15 protein-coding genes are annotated in these 20,214 nt (G+C 60.8%); 14 read left to right on the top strand and 1 reads right to left on the bottom strand.

Annotated elements, in window-relative coordinates; translation table 11 throughout:
- The first annotated feature begins 15 nt into the window (after positions 1-15).
- The 14 genes from ACORQU_RS03670 to ACORQU_RS03605 all read left to right on the top strand — a co-directional run bounded on the left by ACORQU_RS03670 (position 16) and on the right by ACORQU_RS03605 (position 19,350).
- Positions 16-1,716: an ATP-dependent nuclease gene (locus tag ACORQU_RS03670; protein WP_491643527.1), complete on the top strand. Its 1,701-nt coding sequence runs from the start codon at positions 16-18 to the stop codon at positions 1,714-1,716.
- A gap of 342 nt (positions 1,717-2,058) precedes the next feature.
- Positions 2,059-2,502 carry a hypothetical protein gene (locus ACORQU_RS03665; protein WP_491643526.1) on the top strand — a complete coding sequence of 148 codons (444 nt, stop codon included), beginning with the start codon at positions 2,059-2,061 and terminating at the stop codon, positions 2,500-2,502.
- 779 nt (positions 2,503-3,281) lie between these two features.
- Entirely contained in the window at positions 3,282-3,467 is a 186-nt protein-coding gene (locus ACORQU_RS03660; protein ID WP_491643525.1) for a hypothetical protein, read from the top strand.
- Positions 3,468-3,515: 48 nt separating this feature from the next.
- Positions 3,516-4,175: a hypothetical protein gene (locus tag ACORQU_RS03655; protein ID WP_491643524.1), complete on the top strand. Its 660-nt coding sequence runs from the start codon at positions 3,516-3,518 to the stop codon at positions 4,173-4,175.
- A 398-nt stretch (positions 4,176-4,573) separates the two neighbouring features.
- Positions 4,574-5,257 (top strand): hypothetical protein, encoded by a 684-nt coding sequence (locus ACORQU_RS03650; RefSeq protein WP_491643523.1) that lies wholly within the window; start codon positions 4,574-4,576, stop codon positions 5,255-5,257.
- A gap of 365 nt (positions 5,258-5,622) precedes the next feature.
- The gene (locus ACORQU_RS03645; RefSeq protein WP_271647027.1) at positions 5,623-6,081 is read left to right on the top strand and encodes a hypothetical protein; all 459 of its coding nucleotides are present in this window, start codon (positions 5,623-5,625) and stop codon (positions 6,079-6,081) included.
- A 572-nt stretch (positions 6,082-6,653) separates the two neighbouring features.
- Positions 6,654-7,007, top strand: a complete 354-nt coding sequence (locus tag ACORQU_RS03640) for a hypothetical protein (RefSeq protein WP_491643522.1) — start codon at positions 6,654-6,656, stop codon at positions 7,005-7,007.
- Between the two features lie 382 nt (positions 7,008-7,389).
- Complete coding sequence (locus ACORQU_RS03635; protein ID WP_491643521.1) at positions 7,390-8,199, top strand: XAC0095 family protein; 810 nt, start codon at positions 7,390-7,392, stop codon at positions 8,197-8,199.
- Between the two features lie 318 nt (positions 8,200-8,517).
- Entirely contained in the window at positions 8,518-8,775 is a 258-nt protein-coding gene (locus tag ACORQU_RS03630) for a type II toxin-antitoxin system Phd/YefM family antitoxin (RefSeq protein ID WP_271647018.1), read from the top strand.
- Entirely contained in the window at positions 8,763-9,083 is a 321-nt protein-coding gene (locus ACORQU_RS03625; RefSeq protein ID WP_491643520.1) for a type II toxin-antitoxin system RelE/ParE family toxin, read from the top strand. Before ACORQU_RS03630 ends, ACORQU_RS03625 begins: the two co-directional genes overlap by 13 nt.
- A gap of 237 nt (positions 9,084-9,320) precedes the next feature.
- The gene (locus ACORQU_RS03620) at positions 9,321-11,249 is read left to right on the top strand and encodes an alpha-L-fucosidase (RefSeq protein ID WP_491643519.1); all 1,929 of its coding nucleotides are present in this window, start codon (positions 9,321-9,323) and stop codon (positions 11,247-11,249) included.
- A 449-nt stretch (positions 11,250-11,698) separates the two neighbouring features.
- On the top strand, positions 11,699-12,121 hold the full coding sequence (locus ACORQU_RS03615; RefSeq protein ID WP_491643518.1) for a Dabb family protein: 423 nt from the start codon (positions 11,699-11,701) through the stop codon (positions 12,119-12,121).
- Between the two features lie 759 nt (positions 12,122-12,880).
- The gene (locus ACORQU_RS03610; protein WP_491643517.1) at positions 12,881-17,326 is read left to right on the top strand and encodes an autotransporter-associated beta strand repeat-containing protein; all 4,446 of its coding nucleotides are present in this window, start codon (positions 12,881-12,883) and stop codon (positions 17,324-17,326) included.
- A 1,583-nt stretch (positions 17,327-18,909) separates the two neighbouring features.
- Positions 18,910-19,350: a hypothetical protein gene (locus ACORQU_RS03605; protein ID WP_491643516.1), complete on the top strand. Its 441-nt coding sequence runs from the start codon at positions 18,910-18,912 to the stop codon at positions 19,348-19,350.
- A 115-nt stretch (positions 19,351-19,465) separates the two neighbouring features.
- On the opposite strand, the gene bdcA is transcribed toward ACORQU_RS03605, so the two are convergent.
- Entirely contained in the window at positions 19,466-20,179 is a 714-nt protein-coding gene (gene bdcA / locus ACORQU_RS03600) for an SDR family oxidoreductase (protein ID WP_491643515.1), read from the bottom strand.
- Positions 20,180-20,214: the final 35 nt, after the last annotated feature.

Here is a 20,214-nt window from a genome sequence, read left to right as displayed (position 1 = left end):
GGCCCTTTTTATTGCATGGAAGAAGACCAGATGCGAGTTGACTCCATTCGAGTACGCAAGTTCAAGGCGATCGACGATCTGACGCTTCCGCTGAAGCGAATCAACGTCATTGCTGGCGGCAATAACGCTGGCAAGAGCTGCGCACTCCAAGCCATACACGTTGCGGTCGCACTTGCCCAAACTGCTAAAGCGGAAGCTGCGGCAAACTTCTCTCCGGAGAAGTTGCGGTACGCGCCGACGGATTTGTTTTTGGACCTCAAGCACAAGGAGACGCTTTCCGAAGGAGGCGCTCCCGTGTCCATCGAATTCAATGCCACGAATGGCGCTGAAGAGCAGTCTTTCGCCGTTACACTCCGGCGCGGACGGAACAGCACTATCAGTACGGTCAATCCGCGTGATCTGGCTTATGGCCTAGGGGCTTCACTTGCGAGTTCAGAGCGGCCGTTCAGTGTCTATGTCCCCGGCCTAGCCGGCATCCCAAGTCGTGAAACATATCAGGGCCGATTGGTTGTTGATCGTGGCGCAGTAAGAGGTGATGCAAATCTCTATCTGAGAAATGTGCTTTATCGCCTATTCAAGGATCCAGTAAAGAAAGCGAAGTTTGAGGAACGCATCGAGCGTCTCTTCCCCGGTCTGAAGCTATTCGCTGATGGATTTGACGAGAACAAGCACGAATATATAGTTGTTGAGTACATGCGAAGCGGCGTCAGACGCCCTCTGGATATGGTCGGAACGGGGACTCTTCAAGCTATTCAAATTCTTGGATACGCTAGCTTTTATCAGCCGGTCTTGCTGCTGCTTGACGAGCCGGATGCCCATCTCCATCCCGACAATCAAATCAAGTTGATCGAGGCATTGGACTTGCTTTCTAAAGAGGAGAATCTTCAAATCCTTCTCGCAACGCATTCACGTCATCTTCTCCAAGCAGTTAGTTCGCTAAGTGACGTTGCAAGTTTCCATCTGAAGACCGGGGCACTCGTCGGGACCGACCCGGATTTGTCCGCACTCTTGGTGGACTTGGGTGCGGTTGACAAGTACGAAGCGCTCGGTCTTAGCGGAAAAGATTGGCTCGTGCTAGGTGAAGATAAGCTTGCCGAAACTGATGCCAACCATCCCTTAAAAATACTGCTTCGGAAACATGGGATTACAGACGATTCATCGCTTGTTATGAGCTTCCGGGGTTGTACGGAAATGCGTTCTATAGCGCTTCTGGCGAGCTTTTGTTCGGCGCATCATCCTGCTGTCCGAATACTTGTGCATCGCGATCGAGATTTCTTGACTGACGCCGAAATAAATGAATTGATAGTCAAACCGCTTTCAGTTTTAAGCAACGTTTCGGTGTATGTGACAGACGGCTGTGATCTTGAGTCTTCATTTCTCGAGCCTGCTCACATTGCCGAGATTTGTGGGGCTGATTCGGCAGCTATGGCTTCGATTGTTGAGGCGGTCGCCACGGAAGCCCATAATGCAATCGTGAGTCGGTTCAATGACAAGCGTCAAGCACTTCATAAGCAGTTTCGATCTCCCCATTTGGCCTCTACAGAGAGCCTTCGGTCTTCTGCTATTCCGCTTCCAGCTGATCAACGTGTCGGGAAAGATCTGCTGCCGCTAGTGGAGGAGGCGTTGAGGAGCGCAGGCCATCTGTCTGAAGGTTCCACATTGGTGAAGCCATCAAGTTCACTAACCTCTGATCGACTGGCCGCGGCTGTCGTCTAGAAGTATCGAAATCGGAAGTTACGGAATCAGGTTTGCTTCTCAGCCCTAGAAGCGTAAGCAAAGGCTTTCGCACGCGATGCGCGCGAGCTACTTTTGTCTTGGCAAAAGTAGCCAAAACCGCAAGCGCCTGACGCGCGCCGATGCTGCGCATCGGTCCCCTCCGCTCCTCGGCTGGCGGGGCACGGCGCCCAAACTCGCTACGCTCAAACAAGGGCGCCTCTCTGGCCCCGCCATCCTCCGGTGCTCGGCGCGCTTTAAGGCGCTGAAGATCAAGATCAACATCTGAACAACAGCAACAGCAAGAATGAAGCCAGGTCTATTCCATGGCTGGCGAGTGGCTAGGTGGACATCACGAACATGCGCAGATGGATCGTCTTGAGGTGGGTAATCATGCTGGTGTCAGCGGCTGGCGCGCTGTTCACGCCCCTTCGCCCGCAGGCGTCGCCCCCAATCGAATGGGGCGCGTTGCTGGTGATATTCGTATTCTGCACCGTGGGCATGGCGGCGATGTTCATGGTTCATCTTGTTGCTCTGGGTTCTGCAAAGAAATCGGCGCGCCCCTCATGGCGACTCAATCCTTTCGATTTTCGCCAGCCGCTTCAATTTTTCCACCTGGGTGCCTACGTATGCTTGGCCTCGGGCTCGGTGGTGTTGTCGCGTCTCGCCGTCTTGCAGGTCCCGTTCTATGTCGAGGCGCTCGTGCCTTTCGCGATGGCTTTCGGGGTGCTTCTCGCTATCCAACTCGCCACATCGCTATTTCGTTCGAAGATTCTGCACAGTGCCTAGCAGCTAAGGAGGGAGGGGGTATTAAGTTCGTACTCGGTCGAGATCTAATGGCAAGCGAAACGGTGGTCGGTGTGCGCTTTTATGGTTGGCTCATTAGCAATTGAGGTTGGGATTATTTCCTGTAACCTATAAAGCGTGCAATATAAAAAGCGAGGGTGTCCATGGTGCGAATATTCGTCCCGCCAGAAAATATATATAACGCCGTAGATGCAGTGGTAGCCGACGGCTACGCGGCTGTCGAAGGTACAAAGTCTATTGCAGTCCCTTACTGCGGAAGGATCATTGACGCACTGGAGCCATACGAAGACGTCACGGCCGTCATGTCCTACCAGAACGTGCCAAACAGTGGGTATCTGTATCTTGTCGTGGACACCCAGAGGTACTCGCCAAGGGGGCCCCAGTTGCTCGATCTGATCGAAAAGCTTGATCGCAATGATCAGGGATCGAGCTGAAGGAGATGGGGGTGATTGATTTCGTCAATGTCGCTTTTACAGGCAAGAGCTTTCGCACGCGATGCGTGAGTAACGGGGTCGGGCTGAATTCTGGGCTTTCTGAACGAAGCAAGAGCTTTCGCACGCGGTGCGCACGAGCTACTTTTGTCTTGGCAAAAGGAGCCAAAACCGCAAGCGCCTGACGCGCGCCGATGCTGCGCATCGATGCCCTCCGCTCCTCGGCTGGCGGGGCACGGCGCCCAAACTCGCTGCGCTCAAACAGGGGCGCCTCTCCAGCCCCGCCATCCTCCGGTGCTCGGCGCGCTTTAAGGCGCATTAGATCAAGATTTGAGCAACAGCAACAGCAACAGCAACAGCAACAGCAACCGCAACCGCAACCGCAACCGCAACCGCAACCGCAACCGCAACCGCAACAGCAACAGCAACAGCAACAGCAACAGCAACAGCAACAGCAACCGCAACCGCAACCGCAACCGCAACCGCAACCGCAACCGGGAGGGTGGGGTCAGATAGATTTATTTCTAAATTATAATTCAGATAATTCAGCCCCGCGAAGAGCTTATGACTTCTCTGCACAAAAAACGGTTTGATGAATTGCAAGCCCAGGCTGCTGAAATTAAAGCTACGCAGCAGCGCAAATACAGCGAATACAGTGGTTCCTACGAAGAGGTCGATCCCGAACGATTGCTCGGATGGACTGTCAAAGTAAAAAATCTTTTGGGGAAGGCGTGCGGCCCGGATTCGGAACACTATCGCGCCTTTGTCGACGCTGATGAGCCACACCCCTACGAGCACAATGTTGCGAGATTCTCAAGAATCCACTCGATTTTCCTGGCGGCAAAAGAAGACTTCGAGGGTGGCTATCTTTCCTCCGTGCGCACCTTAGTACAAGCGGAGGTGTTCAGCACCGAACTGGACCAAGCTCGAGAGCTTTTGCTAGCTGGCTATGCTTCTGCGGCAGCAGTAATCAGCGGGGTCGTTCTCGAGACTAGTCTTCGCGAGCTCTGCGCACGCTACGATGTTGCGGTCGGAAAGATCGAACGAATGAATGCTGATTTGGTCAAAGCCGGGGCATACAACGTGCTCGTTCAGAAGAAGATCACTGCGCTTGCCGCAATCCGAAATAGTGCGGCGCATGGAAATTTTGCGGATTTTAAGGCTGCTGATGTAGAGGGTATGGTGGCGGATATCGAGCGCCTTCTTGAGGGTTGGTTGCAGTAACCGGAACGGGTCAAAGGGAGATTGAGATCAGAGTGCACCTTTCTGTTTTATGTCAGCTTTAAAGACCAAAAGCTTACGCATGCGAGCGGGAGTGCCTTTTTTCCCCTGGCAGAAGTAGCCAAAACCGTAAGCGCCGACGCTGCGCATCGGTTCCCTCCGATCCTCGGCTGGCGGGGCATTTATCCCTCTTCGGGACGGCGCCCAAACTCGCTGCGCTCAAACGAGGGCGCCTCTTCGGCCCCGCCATCCTACGGTGCTCGGCGCGCTCTAAGGCGCTGAAGATCAAGATCTGAGCAAAAGCAAAAGCAAAAGCAAAAAGCAAAAGCAAGAAGAAGAGCGGCTCCGGGATTGGGTCGGCGTAAATTCTAGCTTCTTTCCAAAATATTTAGGACCGAAAAATGAACCAGGACGTGCTTCAGAAGGTTGCGATTGCGATTTTTTCTGCTGTTTTTGGCTGGGTAATTGCGCAGCTTACGACCACTGTTCGAGCTTTACTCTATCGACGCAAGATCATAAGGCTGTTGCACGAAGAGCTTAATGACTTGGATAGAGAAGCGGCACGCTTGCTCTATTATCACGCAAGAAACTTGCAATTGTATGGAGCGCAAGGCATTGGCGAAGCTGGCATGATAGGCCTGTCAAACCCAATCTACGTTAACTATTACAAGGATGCGCTGTTGTCCCTTAATCAAAGCCAGAGAATATCTTTGCAATTGATACATGGCTTGGTTTCTGCTCAAAATGCAATTCTAACTGAGATCGAAGAAGTTAATAATTCAGTGCGAAGGGACCATAGGGAGAACGGTCTCAATGACCTCACTGTGAAAGGCGGTGAGAATCTGGCTGAGCTTACGAAGCGTGGCTACAGCAATTGCGCCATAATAAGGTGGCATATTGATTTTCATCTCAAGCGAAAGTCTGATCCTGATCTTTCCCCTAACACCGAGGATCACGAGATGTACTTGAGGTACCTAGACTCGGTTGTCAAGGATATACAAAAGACGATCGATTCAGGGAAAAAAATTCCAAAGGAAAAATTTGAAGAAATTTACTCTGAGAGCCAGTTCAAGCCTCGGCCTTAAGAGCTAAAATGGGGGGTAATTAAGTTAATATTAAATCGATCTATAAAAGCACGAGCTTTGCGCGCGCGCCGATGCTGTGCATCGCTCCCCTTTGCTCCTCGGCTGGCGGGGCGCGGCGCCCAAACTCGCTACGCTAAGGCGAGGGCGCCTCTTGCCCCGCCATCTTCCGGTGCTCGGCGCGCTTTAAGGCGCATAAGATCAAGATCTGAGCAACAGCAACAGCAACAGCAACAGCAACAGCAACAGCAACAGCAACAGCAACAGCAACAGCAACAGCAACAGCAACAGCAACAGCAACAGCAACAGCAACAGCATGTGTAAGCGAGCTACTATCGCTTCTTCACAGCTGGGATCAAGGATGAAAGATGCCTGCAATATTCGGAGCGCTGCTGTCGCTGATAGGTGGGTTGATCGGTGCCGCAGTCGGTCATTCGCTAGCCGAACGTAAAAGTCGGAACGATGAGTGGGCGCGAATGCGTTTAGATGCTTATAGCGACTTTCTCAGGGCAACCTCGCATCTGGTCGCTGCCCGCCGGATCGGAAGAACGATAGATGAGTTAACTGAGCTTGGGGTCCTAAACGACGCCAAAGCGAGGATCTGTGTGTGTGGCGATGCCGAGGTGTTGGAGGCCTTGGAGCGCTTTTGGCTGCAGGGCGGCACGTTAGAGAAGGAACAGGAAGTCCTTGCTTACGCAAACCTCTGTCGAGCCATGCGCTCTAGCCTGCGGAAGGATCGCATCCCGTTCGAAACCCGGCTTTCGGACATTTTGTTTAAGGTGGAACCGTCGAGTTATTCATTTCGCGCTTCGAGAAGAAACGAGTAGCGCCATCCGTGTGTAAGGACGTGAAACATCGGTGGCAAGCGCGCGTAGGCATGGGGGACGCGTTTGGCGCTCATTTCTGGAGACAAGCACCATGCCTTGGAGTATTGAGAGCCGAGGCCAGAGTACACTTTCCCTTCGCGCGTCGATCGTCACTTCTCTCCTGGACTTGCGCTGACATGGCAATGACGGCAGTCAGATCTAGCAAGCGGCGGCCGATTAGCGGGGTCGGGTTTACTTCCTGGCTCCCGAAGCCGAAGCAAGAGCTTTCGCACGCGATGCGCGCGAGCTACTTTTTGTCTTGGCAAAAGCAGCCAAAACCGCAAGCGCCTGACGCGCGCCGATGCTGCGTATCGGTCCCCTCCGCTCCTCGGCTGGCGGGGCATTTATCCCTCTTCGGGACGGCGCCCAAACTCGCTACGCTCAAACAAGGGCGCCTCTCCGGCCCTGCCATCCTCCGGTGCTCGGCGCGCTTTAGGGCGCTGAGGATCAAGATCTAAGCAACAGCAACAGCAACAGCAACAGCAACAGCAACAGCAACGATGATGCGGAAGGCGGGCTTAAGGGAGTAGACGATGCCGTTTTCGATTGCGTCACATGAGGAAGTGGTCCTGGCCTTCTGCTTGGTTGCACTAGCCTGGCTGGGGACCTGTGCGCATTTTGCTTATCTCTCCCGCCGCGACCTCTCCGCGTACGTACGCTATGGGGTGACTCTGTTCGGCGCGATCCTGCTCGTGGGGGTCGCGTGGCTTTCGCCGCGCCAGCTCTTCATGGCCGCGACGAGCGCCACGCTGGCGCTCTGGATCGTGCGGGCCGTGCGTCTGCCCGCTGCAGCGAATCCACTCTGGCGACTTGCCGCCATCCTGATCGGTGCGCTCTGGTGCCTGCCGATTTGGGTGGCGTGGGTGCTGGTCTCGATGCCGAGGTAGCACGGCACGAAGGCGGCCAGATTGGGAGCCATTCGATGGTGGGACACACGAACACGCCGCATGCAGGATGTGTCTAGCCGTTAGTCGGTCGCGTCGCGCATGCATGCCGTGAGTGGTTGACACCGGCGTCGAGGGCTAGCAATCTCCATTGCACGGAGCCTAGAAACTCCTCGAGTAGCGGTACCCACCTCCGACAAACCGGTGGGTTTTTTGTGCCTGCGAGCTTGCAGGGACAACCGACGCGATGCCTGCGTCGGGAGGGCGGCTAATACAACACCCGCAAGGGGAATACGCCCGCCGTCTACTCGCGGTTTCTAGCCTCCCGACTTCCCGTCCGCCGTTCATGGCGGGCGGTCACTTCGTGGTGAAAGGAGAAGCGGCGATGACGGAACAGACGTTTGATGATCAGGACACCGGCTACTTCCTGCCGGAGGACAGCCAGCTGTTGCTGACGCAGGTCAGGAATCACATCCACTTTCTGGCGCGACTGGCGCAGCCGCGCGTTGCGGACGAGGCGAAGGAGTGGGCGCCGGCCGTGGGCATGGCGGAGTTGATGTTCTGCCTGGATCAGCTGGCCGAACAGTTGGATTTGGTGTTGAAGGAGGTGACGTGGCCGGCACACCAGGGCGCGTCGGACACGAAGCCCGAGGCGGCCGACACCGCGCAGCAGGCTCCGGCCAAAATGCGCCTGGAAGATCCGGCACCGCTCGGCGATGCGCCGGACGCGGAACAGCTGGAAGAGGAAGAGGAAGAGGAAGAGGAAGAGGAAGAGGAAGAGGAAGAGGAAGAGCCGGAAGTCCACCAAGCCGGGCAGTCCCGGCCCGACGCGGGCCGCTACGTCTTCGGTGTGACCACCGAGCAGATCGATGAACTCAATCTGCTGGTCGACCGCATCATGGCCTATGGCGATGCGGTGTCCGCCGACGACATGGCGGACTTCGCGCCCGGCACCCTGGCGACGCTGGGGCACACGATCTTCGACCGCGCCAACGAGCTGGACGAACTGGTCACGGCCATCAACGCACAGACGCTGGACCCACGCCCCGGCACCGGTTTCTCGGTGGAAGAGCCGCGACCTGCCTATGGCGTCCCGGCGACATCCGAGGCGGATCACGGACCACACGCGGCGCCGGCGCTGTCCTCGCCATTGCAGGCTTACGCGCCAAGCCGAGGCGGGCTGCGCTTGCATTGAGGAGTCCCGTAGCGATGGAATAACGGGTCAGGAATACTTTCTGGCTCTGAAGCGGAAGCAAGAGCTTTCGCACGCGATGTGCGCGAGCCACTGTTGTCTCGGAGAAGCAGCCAGGACCGCAGACACCATTCCGAGGGAGAACTTGCCAGCACCGGTCCAGCCGGTGCTCCCGCTTCAGGTGTCCGATCACCGGTTCCACTGCCAGATTCCCGCCAGTCTGCGGCGCTAACGCCGCCCCAAACCGGTCCCGCTCAACGCGTGGGTCGGGTCTTTGGCCGAGCACTTGCGCAACTTGGAGTGATACTCTAGTGTCACTCCATGCGCACCGAACTCGTCACAACGCTCAAGCGACAGGCCACCGAACTCCTCGCTGACATTGAGCGGGACAAGGAGCCCATCCTCATCACCCAGCATGGACTTCCAAGCGCATATCTCCTGGACGTTGAGACTTATCAGCTCATGCAACAGCGGATGGCGATCCTTGAAGGCATCGCGCGTGGAGAGCAGGCCCTCGCTGAGGGGCGTGCGACGACACACGCGCAAGCCAGGAAACGCCTTGCCAGATGGCTGAAATAGTCTGGTCCGAGCCGGCATTGTCGGATTTGGACGCCATTGCCGACTACATCGCACTGGAAAGCCCGGTCGCCGCCTCGGAACTGGTCAAACGCATTTTCGGTCATGTCGAGCAGCTTGCAGACCATCCCGAAAGTGGCAGTCGGCCGCCAGAACTTGGGAAGTCGCGTTATCGCCAGATAGTGGAGCCGCCATGCCGGGTCTTCTATCGTGATGACGGCCACAAGGTCTTTGTCCTGCATGTCATGCGTTTCGAGCGCCTGCTCCGCAAGGAGCCGCTTGCTGCTCGCTCAAAGCAGGCAGGGATCTGACGATCCGTTCAAGCAGCCGGATGTCTACGAGCGAGATCATCGGGTCGCCCCATTGCGCTGACGCGACGTCACGAGGGGTTCTTTTGTCTCGCCCGTGTCCGGCTCGCAGCAGCGTAGGGGACGCAGTGGACTTGCCTGTCTTCAGCCGCTCAATACGCCGGTTTCATGGGCTCGTGGGAGCACGCTCGCGCTGTTGGAGAGGCTAAGATCTGAACTCGTACAGAGTTGGATGCACGAATGATCGATCGTCGTACCTTTCTTGCCGCAGGGGCTGTGGCCGTCGCCGCAGGTTTTAGCGCATCGGCCGCTCAGGTCGTGGCTGCGCCGCGCCCCAAGGGGCCTTCGCCTTGGGGTGCCGTGCCGAGCGCGCGACAGCTGCGATGGCATCGGCGGGAGCAATACGCCTTCGTGCATTTTGCGATGAACACCTTCACCGACAAGGAATGGGGCTACGGCGACGAAGATCCGCGCAAATTCGATCCCAGCGATTTCTCCGCGGATCAAATTGTCGCCGCTGCCAAGGCCGGCAATCTGAAAGGGATTATTTTCACGGCCAAGCACCACGATGGGTTCTGTCTTTGGCCCACGCGCCTGACCGAGCATTGCATCCGCAATTCGCCCTACAAGAACGGCAAGGGCGACATCGTCGGCGAAATGGCCGCGGCATGTCGTCGCGCTGGCCTGGCTTTCGGCATCTACCTGTCCCCTTGGGATCGCAACCACGCCGAGTACGGTCGCCCGGGCTATCTCGACTATTTCCGCAAGCAGATCGTCGAGCTGTGCACCGGCTATGGCGACCTGTTCGAGTTCTGGTTCGACGGCGCCAATGGCGGCGATGGCTACTACGGCGGCGCGCGCGAAACGCGCAAGATCGATGCGCCCGCCTACTACAACTGGCCGCGGATGATCGCGCTGGTCCACCAGCACCAGCCGATGGCCTGCACCTTCGATCCGCTCGGCGCCGACATCCGTTGGGTGGGCAACGAGGACGGCATCGCGGGCGATCCATGCTGGCCGACCATGCCCAATGCCCCTTACACCCAGGAAAACGGCAATGCCGGCGTGCGTGGGGCGGCCCTGTGGTGGCCGGCCGAGACCAACACCTCGATCCGCCCGGGCTGGTTCTACCATGCCGATGAAGACGGCAAGGTGCGCAGCCCGGAGAATCTGGTGCGCTATTTCGACACCTCGGTCGCGCGCGGCACCAACATGAACCTCAATCTGCCGCCCGACCGACGCGGCCGCATCGCCGACCACGACGTGGCGGTGCTGCAGAGTTTTGGCGATGCGATCCGCGCCAGCTTCGCCCTCGATCTGGCCAAGGGCGCCAAGGCCAGTGCCAGCGCGTCGCGTGGTCCTGGATTCGATCCGGCGCGCGTGCTCGATGGCCAGCGAGACAGCTACTGGTCCACCCCGGACGATGTCACCACGCCGACGCTGACGCTGGAACTGTCGGCGGCGCGCAGCTTCGACCTGATCCGGCTGCGGGAATACCTGCCGCTGGGCGTGCGCGTCACCCGCTTTGCGATTGAAGCCGAGGTCGATGGGCAATGGCAGCGCTTGGCCGAAGCCGAATGCATCGGTGCGCAGCGGATCGTGCGGCTCGACCGCCCGCTCACCGCGCGACGTGTGCGGCTGGTCGTGCTTGAGGCGCCGGTCTGCCCGGCGATCAGCGAATTTGCGCTGTTCCGCGCTGTTGCGCCGGTTGCGGTTGCGCGGCCGACGGAGAACGCGCCGGACGTGTTGTCCGCCGCGGGGTGGCGCATTGTCGAGGCCAGCGCACCGGGCGCGGAAAAGCTGCTTGACGATGACGCCAGCACGATCTGGATCGTGCCCGCGCCCACGCCAGGCCATCCCGCGCGGGTGACCATCGACCTGGGCGCGCTGCGTCAGGTCGCCGGCTTCAGTCTCACGCCCTCGCGTGCGGTGTTGAATGGCGCGGCGCCACCGAAGGGCTATCGCGCCGAAAGCAGCGAGGATGGCCAGCACTGGCAACCGGCCGGTGCCGGCGAGCTGTCCAACATCGCCTATGCGCTCTCGACCCAGCGTCTGAATTTCCCCGAGGTCCGCCAGATCCGCTACCTGCGCCTGTCGTTCGCCGAAACGGCGGTGCCCGCCGAGCGGCTGGCGATCGCCGGGATTGGTGCGTTCTCGCGCTTGCGCTGACGGCTCGGGGCAAAGGCTGCAGGTTCACTGCGTGAGCGTTGGGGCCAGAAGCAAGCAGTGCCTGCGAGCCAGGTTTGCCTTGGCAAAAAAGTAGCCACTGCACGGCAGGCGCCGTGCAGAACGGCGAGGCACAGGGAGGTGCCAAGTCACGCCGCTGGCGCCGGTCCACAAGATGGGATTGAAGAACACGCGCCGGTGGCGCGCTTCGGTTGACCGAGGCCGCCCAGCGGATTGGAGCGCGCGGACGGGCTTTCGCCGCGCGCTCCGGCCCTCGCAGGTAAACAACATGGTTGAGCACGCTTGGCAGGGAAGCCAAGGGGCGGTGCGCGGTTTCAATGAAAGGCCGCGCACCCGTCACTGCGCGCTGGCACTGCTTGGCGAGTAAACCCGACCGCGCGCTTGCCGCCCTATACTCGCAGGCTCGCAGACCACGTCCTGAAGGGTGGATCATGACCGATCGCACGCGCCGTGACCTCATCGTTGCCGCGACCGCCTTGGCTGCCAGCGTGGCCGCCCCTGGCTCCCGCGCGGCCATGCCTGCCGACAAGGCAGCGTTCCCGCCGATCGTGCACCACGTGTTCTTCTGGCTGAAGCATCCGGATTCCGAGGAGGACCTCGCCAAGCTGCTCACCGGTTTGCGAACGTTGGCCGGTATCGACAGCGTGCGAGGCATCCACATCGGCGTGCCGGCGGAGACCGAGCAACGCGGCGTCGTCGATGCCAGCTACAGCGCCTCGGAACTCCTGTTTTTCGATGATGTCGCCGGACAGAACGCCTATCAGGTCCACCCCATCCACAAGCAGTTCGTCGCCGATTGCGAGCACTTGTGGCAACGCGTCGTCGTGTATGACGTCAAGGCCGCCGCACCGTAGCTTGTTTGCGCCGGGTCAGGCCTGCTGCATCACCTGTGGCATAGATCTAGCAGGGAGTCCCGCCCACATGGAGACCGCCCAATCCGGGCCCAAAAGCCTGGGCAGCTTTACTTCCTGGTCCTCAAGGCCGAAGCAAAATCTTTCGCACGCGCTGTGTGCGAGCTACTTTTGTCTGGGCGAAGGCCAAAGCCACAAGCGCCGTCCCAAGGAAGAGATGGAAAACGCAAACTTCTTTGAGAGCACAAATCGCTCTGAATGGAGGAACGTAGAGCGGAGCTTGCTCCGCTGGGCTTTGCCAACAGGCTGATCGAAGTGCAGCGGAGCAAGCTCCGCTCTACCGGGACCATCCTCTTATCGTCAGTCAGGTCCTTGAGCTATTTGGAAAGTCGAGGCCGGGCGCGGACGGCGAGTGGACGTGAGTTTTCACTTCGGTGAGAGGTGAGGGCCGCCTGATCTTGATGTTCATTCCCGGTCAACAAGGGCCAACGGCAATGCTCTTGCCTTGGACAGCCCTGGCCCCGTTCTTCACGCATATTTGGCCACACCAATTGCGAGTGATTCGCAATTCGTGAGCTGCGTCACATTGTGACACCGCGCGGCGAATGCGTGTCTGTTCATCTGCCGTGCCGCGCTGTCGTCGCGGTCTTCACCAGATCTTCATGTCGTCAATTTGCCGCCGGCGAAAGCTGGCACGAATAGTGCTTAGGCCATCCCCGTTGCACCTTTCGCCCGTTTGGGCACTTACCTGGGGATCTCGCTTTGAATCGCATTTTTCGCATCGTGTGGAACCACGCGCTCTCGCAGCCGGTGGTGACCTCTGAACTGGCGCATGGAACGCACGGGGGCTCGGGATCCTCGCGCTCGCCGCTGCGCGCGCTCGCCCTGTCCGCGCTGAGCGCGGCGATGTTCGCAGCCTTGCCTGCGCTGGCCGCGGACCTGCCCTCGGGCGCGATCCTCGACATGAACAACGGCTCGGCCGGCAACAGTGCTTCCAACGTGGCCGGGCAGTTCCAGACCTACACGGTGGATTTCACCGCCACCTCTGCCGGCAACAACTACGTCCTGTTCGCCTTCCGCCAGGATCCGGCGTACTGGACGTTCGGCAACGTGTATCTCTACGCCGCCGGCGATACCACCACCAACCTGTTCACCAACCCGTTGTTCCTGCAGGGTGGTGAGGTGCAGGGCGCCGGCGTCCAGGCGCCCGCCAACTGGGGCGTGGTCTATCAGACCGGGACTGTGCCGCGTGCCGCGGGCACGTGGTACAGCGGCCCGAATGCCGACCTGGGCGGCGGTGGATCGTGGTACGACGGCGCGGTCGGCAGCTTCGACGGCATCTACCAGGGCGTGTCCCTGCTGGCCGGGACGACCTATACGATCGGCTTTACCGCGATGTCCGACGATGCGACCAACAGCAGCAGCATCCGCATGGGCGTGTTCGCTGGCGAGTGTGTCTCGCTGACCGGCCCGGTGGCCGAGTGCACGCCGAACAATCCCGACTTCACCGTGCTCGCCACGCCCGATGAAGCGGCCGATGCCGGTGGTCCGACCACGGTGGTCATCGACACCACCAAGACCAGCACCGATGTCGGGACCGCGGACGGCGCCTTCGAAGGCGGCACGCTGCTCGTTGATCAGCCGACGGTGACGCTGGAAGGCGACTTCACCGTGGATGATCAGGGCGGCACCATCGATCAGGCCGGTCACGAGGCGACCTTCACCGGCACGATCAGCGACGCTGACGGTGCGTCCGGCGACCTGCATGTCGCCAACGGCGGCTCCGGTGGCGGCGTCACCCTCACCGGCACCAACACCTACACCGGCCAGACCACCATTGATGCCGGCGCGAAGCTGGCGCTGGGCCAGGGCGGTTCCATCGCCACCTCCAGCGGTGTGGTGACCAACGGCACGTTCGATGTGAGCGACGCGGGCGGCGATACGACCGTCGGCTCGCTCGGCGGCGCGGGCGCGGTCCAGCTCGGCACCCATGACCTCATCATCGCCGACGGCCACGACACGTTCTCCGGCACGATCGCCGGCACCGGCGGCGTTGCGCTTAACGGTGGCCACGAGCGCTTCACCGGCTCCAACACCTATACCGGCGGGACCTCGGTCACCGGCGGTTCCACCCTGTCGATCAGCCGTGGGGACGCACTGGGCACCGGCACGTTGAATCTCAACGCGTCCACGCTCGAGATCACCAACAATGCGACGCTGAGCAACAGCATCGGCCTGACGGGTGCATCGACGATCGACACCGATGCCAACTTCGCGAGCACCGGCACCGTCAGCGGCTCGGGCAAGCTCATCAAGGATGGTGCGGGCACTGCCGACTTCCAGGGGGTCTTGAGCCACACCGGCGGCACCGAGGTCCGCGAGGGCACGCTGGTGCTCGAAGGCAACAACACCTACACCGGTGGCACCGTGATCAACGGAGGTGAGTTGCAGGTAAGCAGCGATGCCAACCTTGGCCATGCTGGCGACAGCCTGGTGCTCAACGGTGGCGTGCTGCACACCACCGGCCAGGTCGACACCGGGCGCACGCTCACGCTCAACGGCGGCAGCATCGCGGTCGATGCGAACACCGCCCTCACCAGCAGCGCAGGCACCAACGGCACCGGCGGCTTGGTCAAGAACGGCGAAGGCACGCTGTTCGTCGCCGGCAGTGCGACCCACGCGGGCGGCACGACCGTCAATCAGGGCGTGCTGGTGCTCGGTGGCAACAACACCTACACCGGCGGCACCGTAATCAACGGCGGCGAGCTCCAGGTGGGCAGCGATGCCAACCTGGGTGACCGGTCCAACGGCCTGGTGCTCAACGGCGGCACCCTGCACACCACCACCGACCTGCAGACGGCCCGCAACATCACCGTCGGACAGGGTGCGTTGGCGGTGGACGCCGGCACGACGCTGCGTAGCACCGGTGCGGTGACTGGCAACGGCACCTTGATCAAGAACGGCGCAGGCGTCGCGGCTTTCACGGGCAATCTTTCGCACGTCGGCGGCACCGTGGTGAACGAAGGCAACCTGATCCTGTCCGGTGCCAACACCTACACCGGCGGCAACGTGCTCAATGGCGGCACGCTGACCGTGTCCAAGGACAACAACCTGGGCGCCGCCGCCAATACGCTGACCTTCAACGGCGGTACGTTGGCGACGACGACGAGCTTCAGCACGCAGCGCACGATGGTGCTCAACGCCGGCGGAGGCGCCATCGACACCGCCCAGGGCACCACGCTGTCCCAGCAGGGCAGCATCGTCGGCACGGGCGGCCTGGTAAAGCGCGGCGGCGGCACCCTGGTGGTGAGCGGCGCGAACTCGTTTACCGGCGGTACGCTCATCGACGGCGGCACGGTGCGCATCGACTCCGGCTCGTCGCTGGGCACGGGCGCCATCGTCCTGCGCGGCGGCATGCTCGAAAGCTATGCCAGCCTGGGGACCGGTCAGCAAGTCCTGGTCAGCGGCGACTCCGGCATCGATGTGCTGGCGGGCACGAGCACCGTGCTGTCCGGCGACATCGTCGCCGCTTCGGACTCCGGCTGCTTCGTCAAGACCGGCGCTGGCAGCCTGAGCCTGACCGGGCATGCCAGCCTTGGAAAGGGCACGTGCGTGCAGGACGGCACGCTGCGCGCCAACGGCATGCTCGACAGCAGCTTCGTGTCGGTCGACCGCATCGGCACCCTGCGCGGCATCGGCGCGATCAGTGGCCCGGTGACGGTGCAGGGTCGCCTGGCCCCGGGCAATTCCCCGGGCACCCTGGCCGTCAACGGTACGGTGACGATGCTGGACGGCAGCACGTTCGAAGCAGACATCGACGGGCTCGGCACCGGCACTGGCCGAGGCAGCTACTCGCGGCTGCTGATTGTGGGCGCAGGCCATCAGTTCGTGGCCGACGGTTCGCTTGAGCCGCTGCTGCGCGATATCACGGGCGATGCGAGCAACACGTACGTGCCCGCGCTGGGCGACAACTACCGCATCGTGTCGGCCGAGGGTGGCATCGTCGGTCGCTTCGACACTGTCGTGCAGCCCCTGGGGCTGGCCGCCAACACCCGCTTCGTGGCGTTCTACGATCTGGGCGGCAGCCAGAGCATCGATCTGCGCGTGGTCCCGACCGCGTACAGCGCCTTCCTGCCGTCCGACGCCAGCCGCAACACGCAGGCGCTCGCCGGTGCGCTGGATGGCGCGATCAACGCTCAGGTGGCCGGTACGGCCGACGCCTACGCCGCGTCGCTGGGCGCCATCGCCGCGATCAACACCGACGCGCTGCCCGGCACGCTCAAGGCCCTGGCCGGTGAAGTCCATGCCGACCAGGCCGCTTCCGCGCGCGGAATGGGGTTGGCGGTGTCGCGTGACGCCATCGATCACCTCGGCACCGATACGGCCAACCCGGCCAACCATGCCTGGGCGAACCTGACCCAGGATGGTCAGCGTGCGGACGCGGACAAGCAAGGCAGCGGCTTCGACACCAGCAACAACCATTTCACCGCGGGCGTGGATGTGTGGGCCACGGACAGCACGGTGATCGGCGTCGGTGCTTCGCATGGCGACAGCGACGTCAACGCCAGCGGCGGCCATGGCACCATCCGTAGCAATGCGGGCCTGGTCTACGCGCAGCAGAAGGTGGGCAGCGTGCTCGTCGATGGCGTGGTCGCCCATGGTTCGGACGACTGGTCGACCCGTCGCAGCGATCCGTTCGGCATGGGCATGCTCGAGTCCCACGCCGACGGCAGCTCCACGACGGCCAGCGTCACCGCGCGTCTGCCGATGGCAATGGAAAGCGCGCGTATCGAACCCTATGTCGGCGTGGTGTGGCAGCAGGTCAAGCGCGATGCCGTGCAGGAAACCGGCGCTTCGCCGGCGGCGCTCTCGCTCGAGCGCCTCTCGGTCACGGGAACGCGTGGCTTGGTAGGTGTGAACGCAGGCTCCAAGGCGAGCGATCCGCTGGCGGCCGAGCAGACCTGGCGCCTCGGCGCGGCGGTGGGCGTGGACAGCCGTGGGCTGCTCGATCCGACCGTCCGTGCCGAGCTGGCCGGACAGACGTTCGAAACGCAGGCACCCGATGCCGGCCGTGGCTTTGTCCAGGTCAACGCCAGCGGCACCGTACGTCTGAGTCAGAGCACCTACCTCTACGGCAGCCTCAATGCCGAGCAGGGGTCGGGTCGGTCGGCGTATGGCTTGACCGCCGGCCTGCGCGTCGCGTTCTGATCGCAGTGTCGACACATCAGGGGCACCTTCGGCTGCCCCTGATGCTTTCCGGCGCGGGCGGACGGGATTCCCATTGGTCCACGCGAAGACAGTGCTGCATGGAATTTGGAACTAAAGGGAACGGAGTGGATCGCCCCGCTGTTCACTCACAGGGCCTGACGACCCTGTCTGTGAAAAGGGGGGCAATCCACTCCGTCCCTGTCTCGATAGCCGAAAGTACAGGGGCGTACGCTCTTTGAGCGGACCGGCGAGCTGGACGAGCTGGTCACGGTCATCAACGAAAAGACGTTGGCCCCGCGCACCGAAGCCGGCTTCTCGGTGGAGGAGGTGTCGCCTGTTTACTACGTCAACATGCCCCCAAGGCGAGTCGGATGCCGACCACCACGGCCGTGTTGGTGAATTCGCAGACGGCTTACAGCCCGTGTCCGTGCGGGCTGCGCCTGCACTGAGCCCGGGGAATGAGGGCCAGAGATCTTCTGCACTTGCAACAGAGCCTGACGGCACCGTTGTGGCATGGAATCGACTCTTTCCCCGTTTTGTCTGCTTCCCAAGGAAAGGTGGGATCAATTTCCTCCGGCGCGCCTGATGAGAAAGCGACGGCCGGAGGAGGATTGCCGTGCTGGTGCCGTCGGTCGGTGCCTTACGCCGACTTAGACGAGCCCTGAAGTAGAGGCTTGACGGCCTGTCTAGTCATGTTCGACTTGGGTGAGAACAGAACCTCTTGCTTGACGGCGGAAGCGCAGTCGACCGTATTGCAGTGGTTCTCGATCCGCACGCATTCTGGATCGTTAGGCCCGTGCGCCACGACGCACTGCAAAAGCGCCATCTGGCATGAGTTACAAGGCGGATTGGGGGATGCGGCTGACGCTGTGCCGACCAGTCCAGTGAAGAGCAATCCGATTAAAGCAGTCCTAAGAATCATTCTTGTTTCTCCATTTGACCTCAACAGCGAAGCCGAAGCCTTTATAGCAGCGGCGAAAGCGAGTTGCGGGATGGCTGTTCCATTTCAACCAAGCAGTGAGCTGCACCTGATGTTCTTCCGCCCCAGTACCCCTCGACGGACAAAGCATCTGCACTGCCGTAGTACTGACGGACATCTATTGTTCGCCGGCGGCCTTAGAAGCTCCTTTGGCTCCTGCTGGGGCTGCTCTCGCCGCTTCGTCTGCCGTATCTCGAGCTTGGGGTGGGCGTTCCTCGCACGCTTTGCGGTACGCCTCATTAGCAGACTTTGATGATCCATGCGGTAGCAGGCTGCCTCTAGCCGGTTCTGCTTTCAAATCTCGCCGCATCTTCCTTCATGTTTGGACGGAAGGGGAGTTCTTCGCTGTCACCCGACGACGCGAGTTGCGATTCTTTAGGGGTAAACCGTGTGGACGCGGGCGCCGGCTTGCTCACTGCGCTGCCAATGTTCGACATGCTGGAGCGACACCGGGCGCGGCGAGACAACGAGCAGGGCTTGGTGCCGATCAATCGAGAGAGGCCGTCCCTGGGCGATTACCGGGCGAGGTCTTCAATTGACTAGACTGATAAGGCGTTCGAAAATCGCGTTGCCGCCAAGACGGCGGCTTCTGGGGATTCTCGCAATGGAGATTGCAAAGAAATGGATCGCCGTTCTTTTGGTGGGAGTGAGTTTGCTGTCGAGCGCTTCCGCTGCAGAAATTGGAGGCTGGGAGGCGGCTTCTGCGATCCAACAAGAACGATTGCTGGCTTCCATGGGCGCGCAGCTTCGCGTGATGTTGGGTAATAAGCCACTACATGGTCAAGTCTTTCCAGCAGCGATCCGGGTGGCCGTCTCTGGCACCGATGTAAGCGTTGAGTTGGGGATGGGATTTATCCCGATCGGTTCGAAGGACTTTACACCTGAACTTCAGAGGCAGCTGCAGGAGCTAAATGAGGGGGTGATGTATCAGGCCGAAAGCATTGGTCTGCACATGACATCTATCCGCTACACGTTCGATGGCAAGAAGATCTCTGAAATATTCCCGGATGATTTTGCGGGGCTGAGGTCTGGGCCAACGCGGTAAAGAGATTTGCCATTGGAGGGGCAGACGTGGCGGCAGGACGGGGCTGAAGGCTGGGTCTAGGGCACGCGGTCTATGGCGGTCTGACATCGCGCCCTGTCCCTGGCTCGCCCTGGAGTCACGCGCCGAAGGCGCCATCGATGGTGTGCATCGCACCGGTGACGAAGCTGGCATCGGGGCCGGCCAGCCAGGCCACCATGGACGCGACTTCCTCCGGTCGGCCGTGGCGCTTGATGGCCATGAAGCTGTGCATCAGGTCCTTCATCGGACCGTCGGCAGGATTGGCATCGGTGTCGATCGGACCGGGCTGCACGACGTTGATGGTGATTCCACGCGGTCCGAAATCGCGGGCCAGGCCGCGCGCCAGTCCCTGCAGCGCCGATTTGCTCAACGCGTAGGACGCCATGCCGGGGAGGGGCATGCGGTCGCCGTTGACCGAGCCGATGATGATGATGCGCCCGCCCTGCGGCATCTGCCGCGCCGCTTCCACTGCGGCGTGATAGGGCGCATGGACGTTGATCCGGAACAGGCGATCGATGGCATCGGGATCCTGCTCCAGCGCGTCGCCGAAGATCGCGATGCCGGCGTTGACCACCAGGATGTCCAGGGGGCCGCTGTCGCGCACGCGGGCGATCACCGCATCCCGGTCCGCGCTGTCGGTCTGTACCGTCGTGGTTTGGGTCTGCGCCGCCAGCTGCTCGGCGGCCTGCGGGGAGCCGGAATAAGTGAAGGTGACCTTGGCCCCATCGGCCGCAAAGCGCTTGACGATGGCCGCGCCGATGCCGCGGCTGCCACCCAGGACGAGGACGGACTTGTCTTGAAAAGTGGGCATCTCAGTTCCTGGTTGATTAATATAGGAGTCATTAC

It is taken from the genome of Pseudoxanthomonas sp. JC1303 (assembly GCF_058448525.1).
This window is presented reverse-complemented; position numbering and strand designations above follow the sequence as displayed.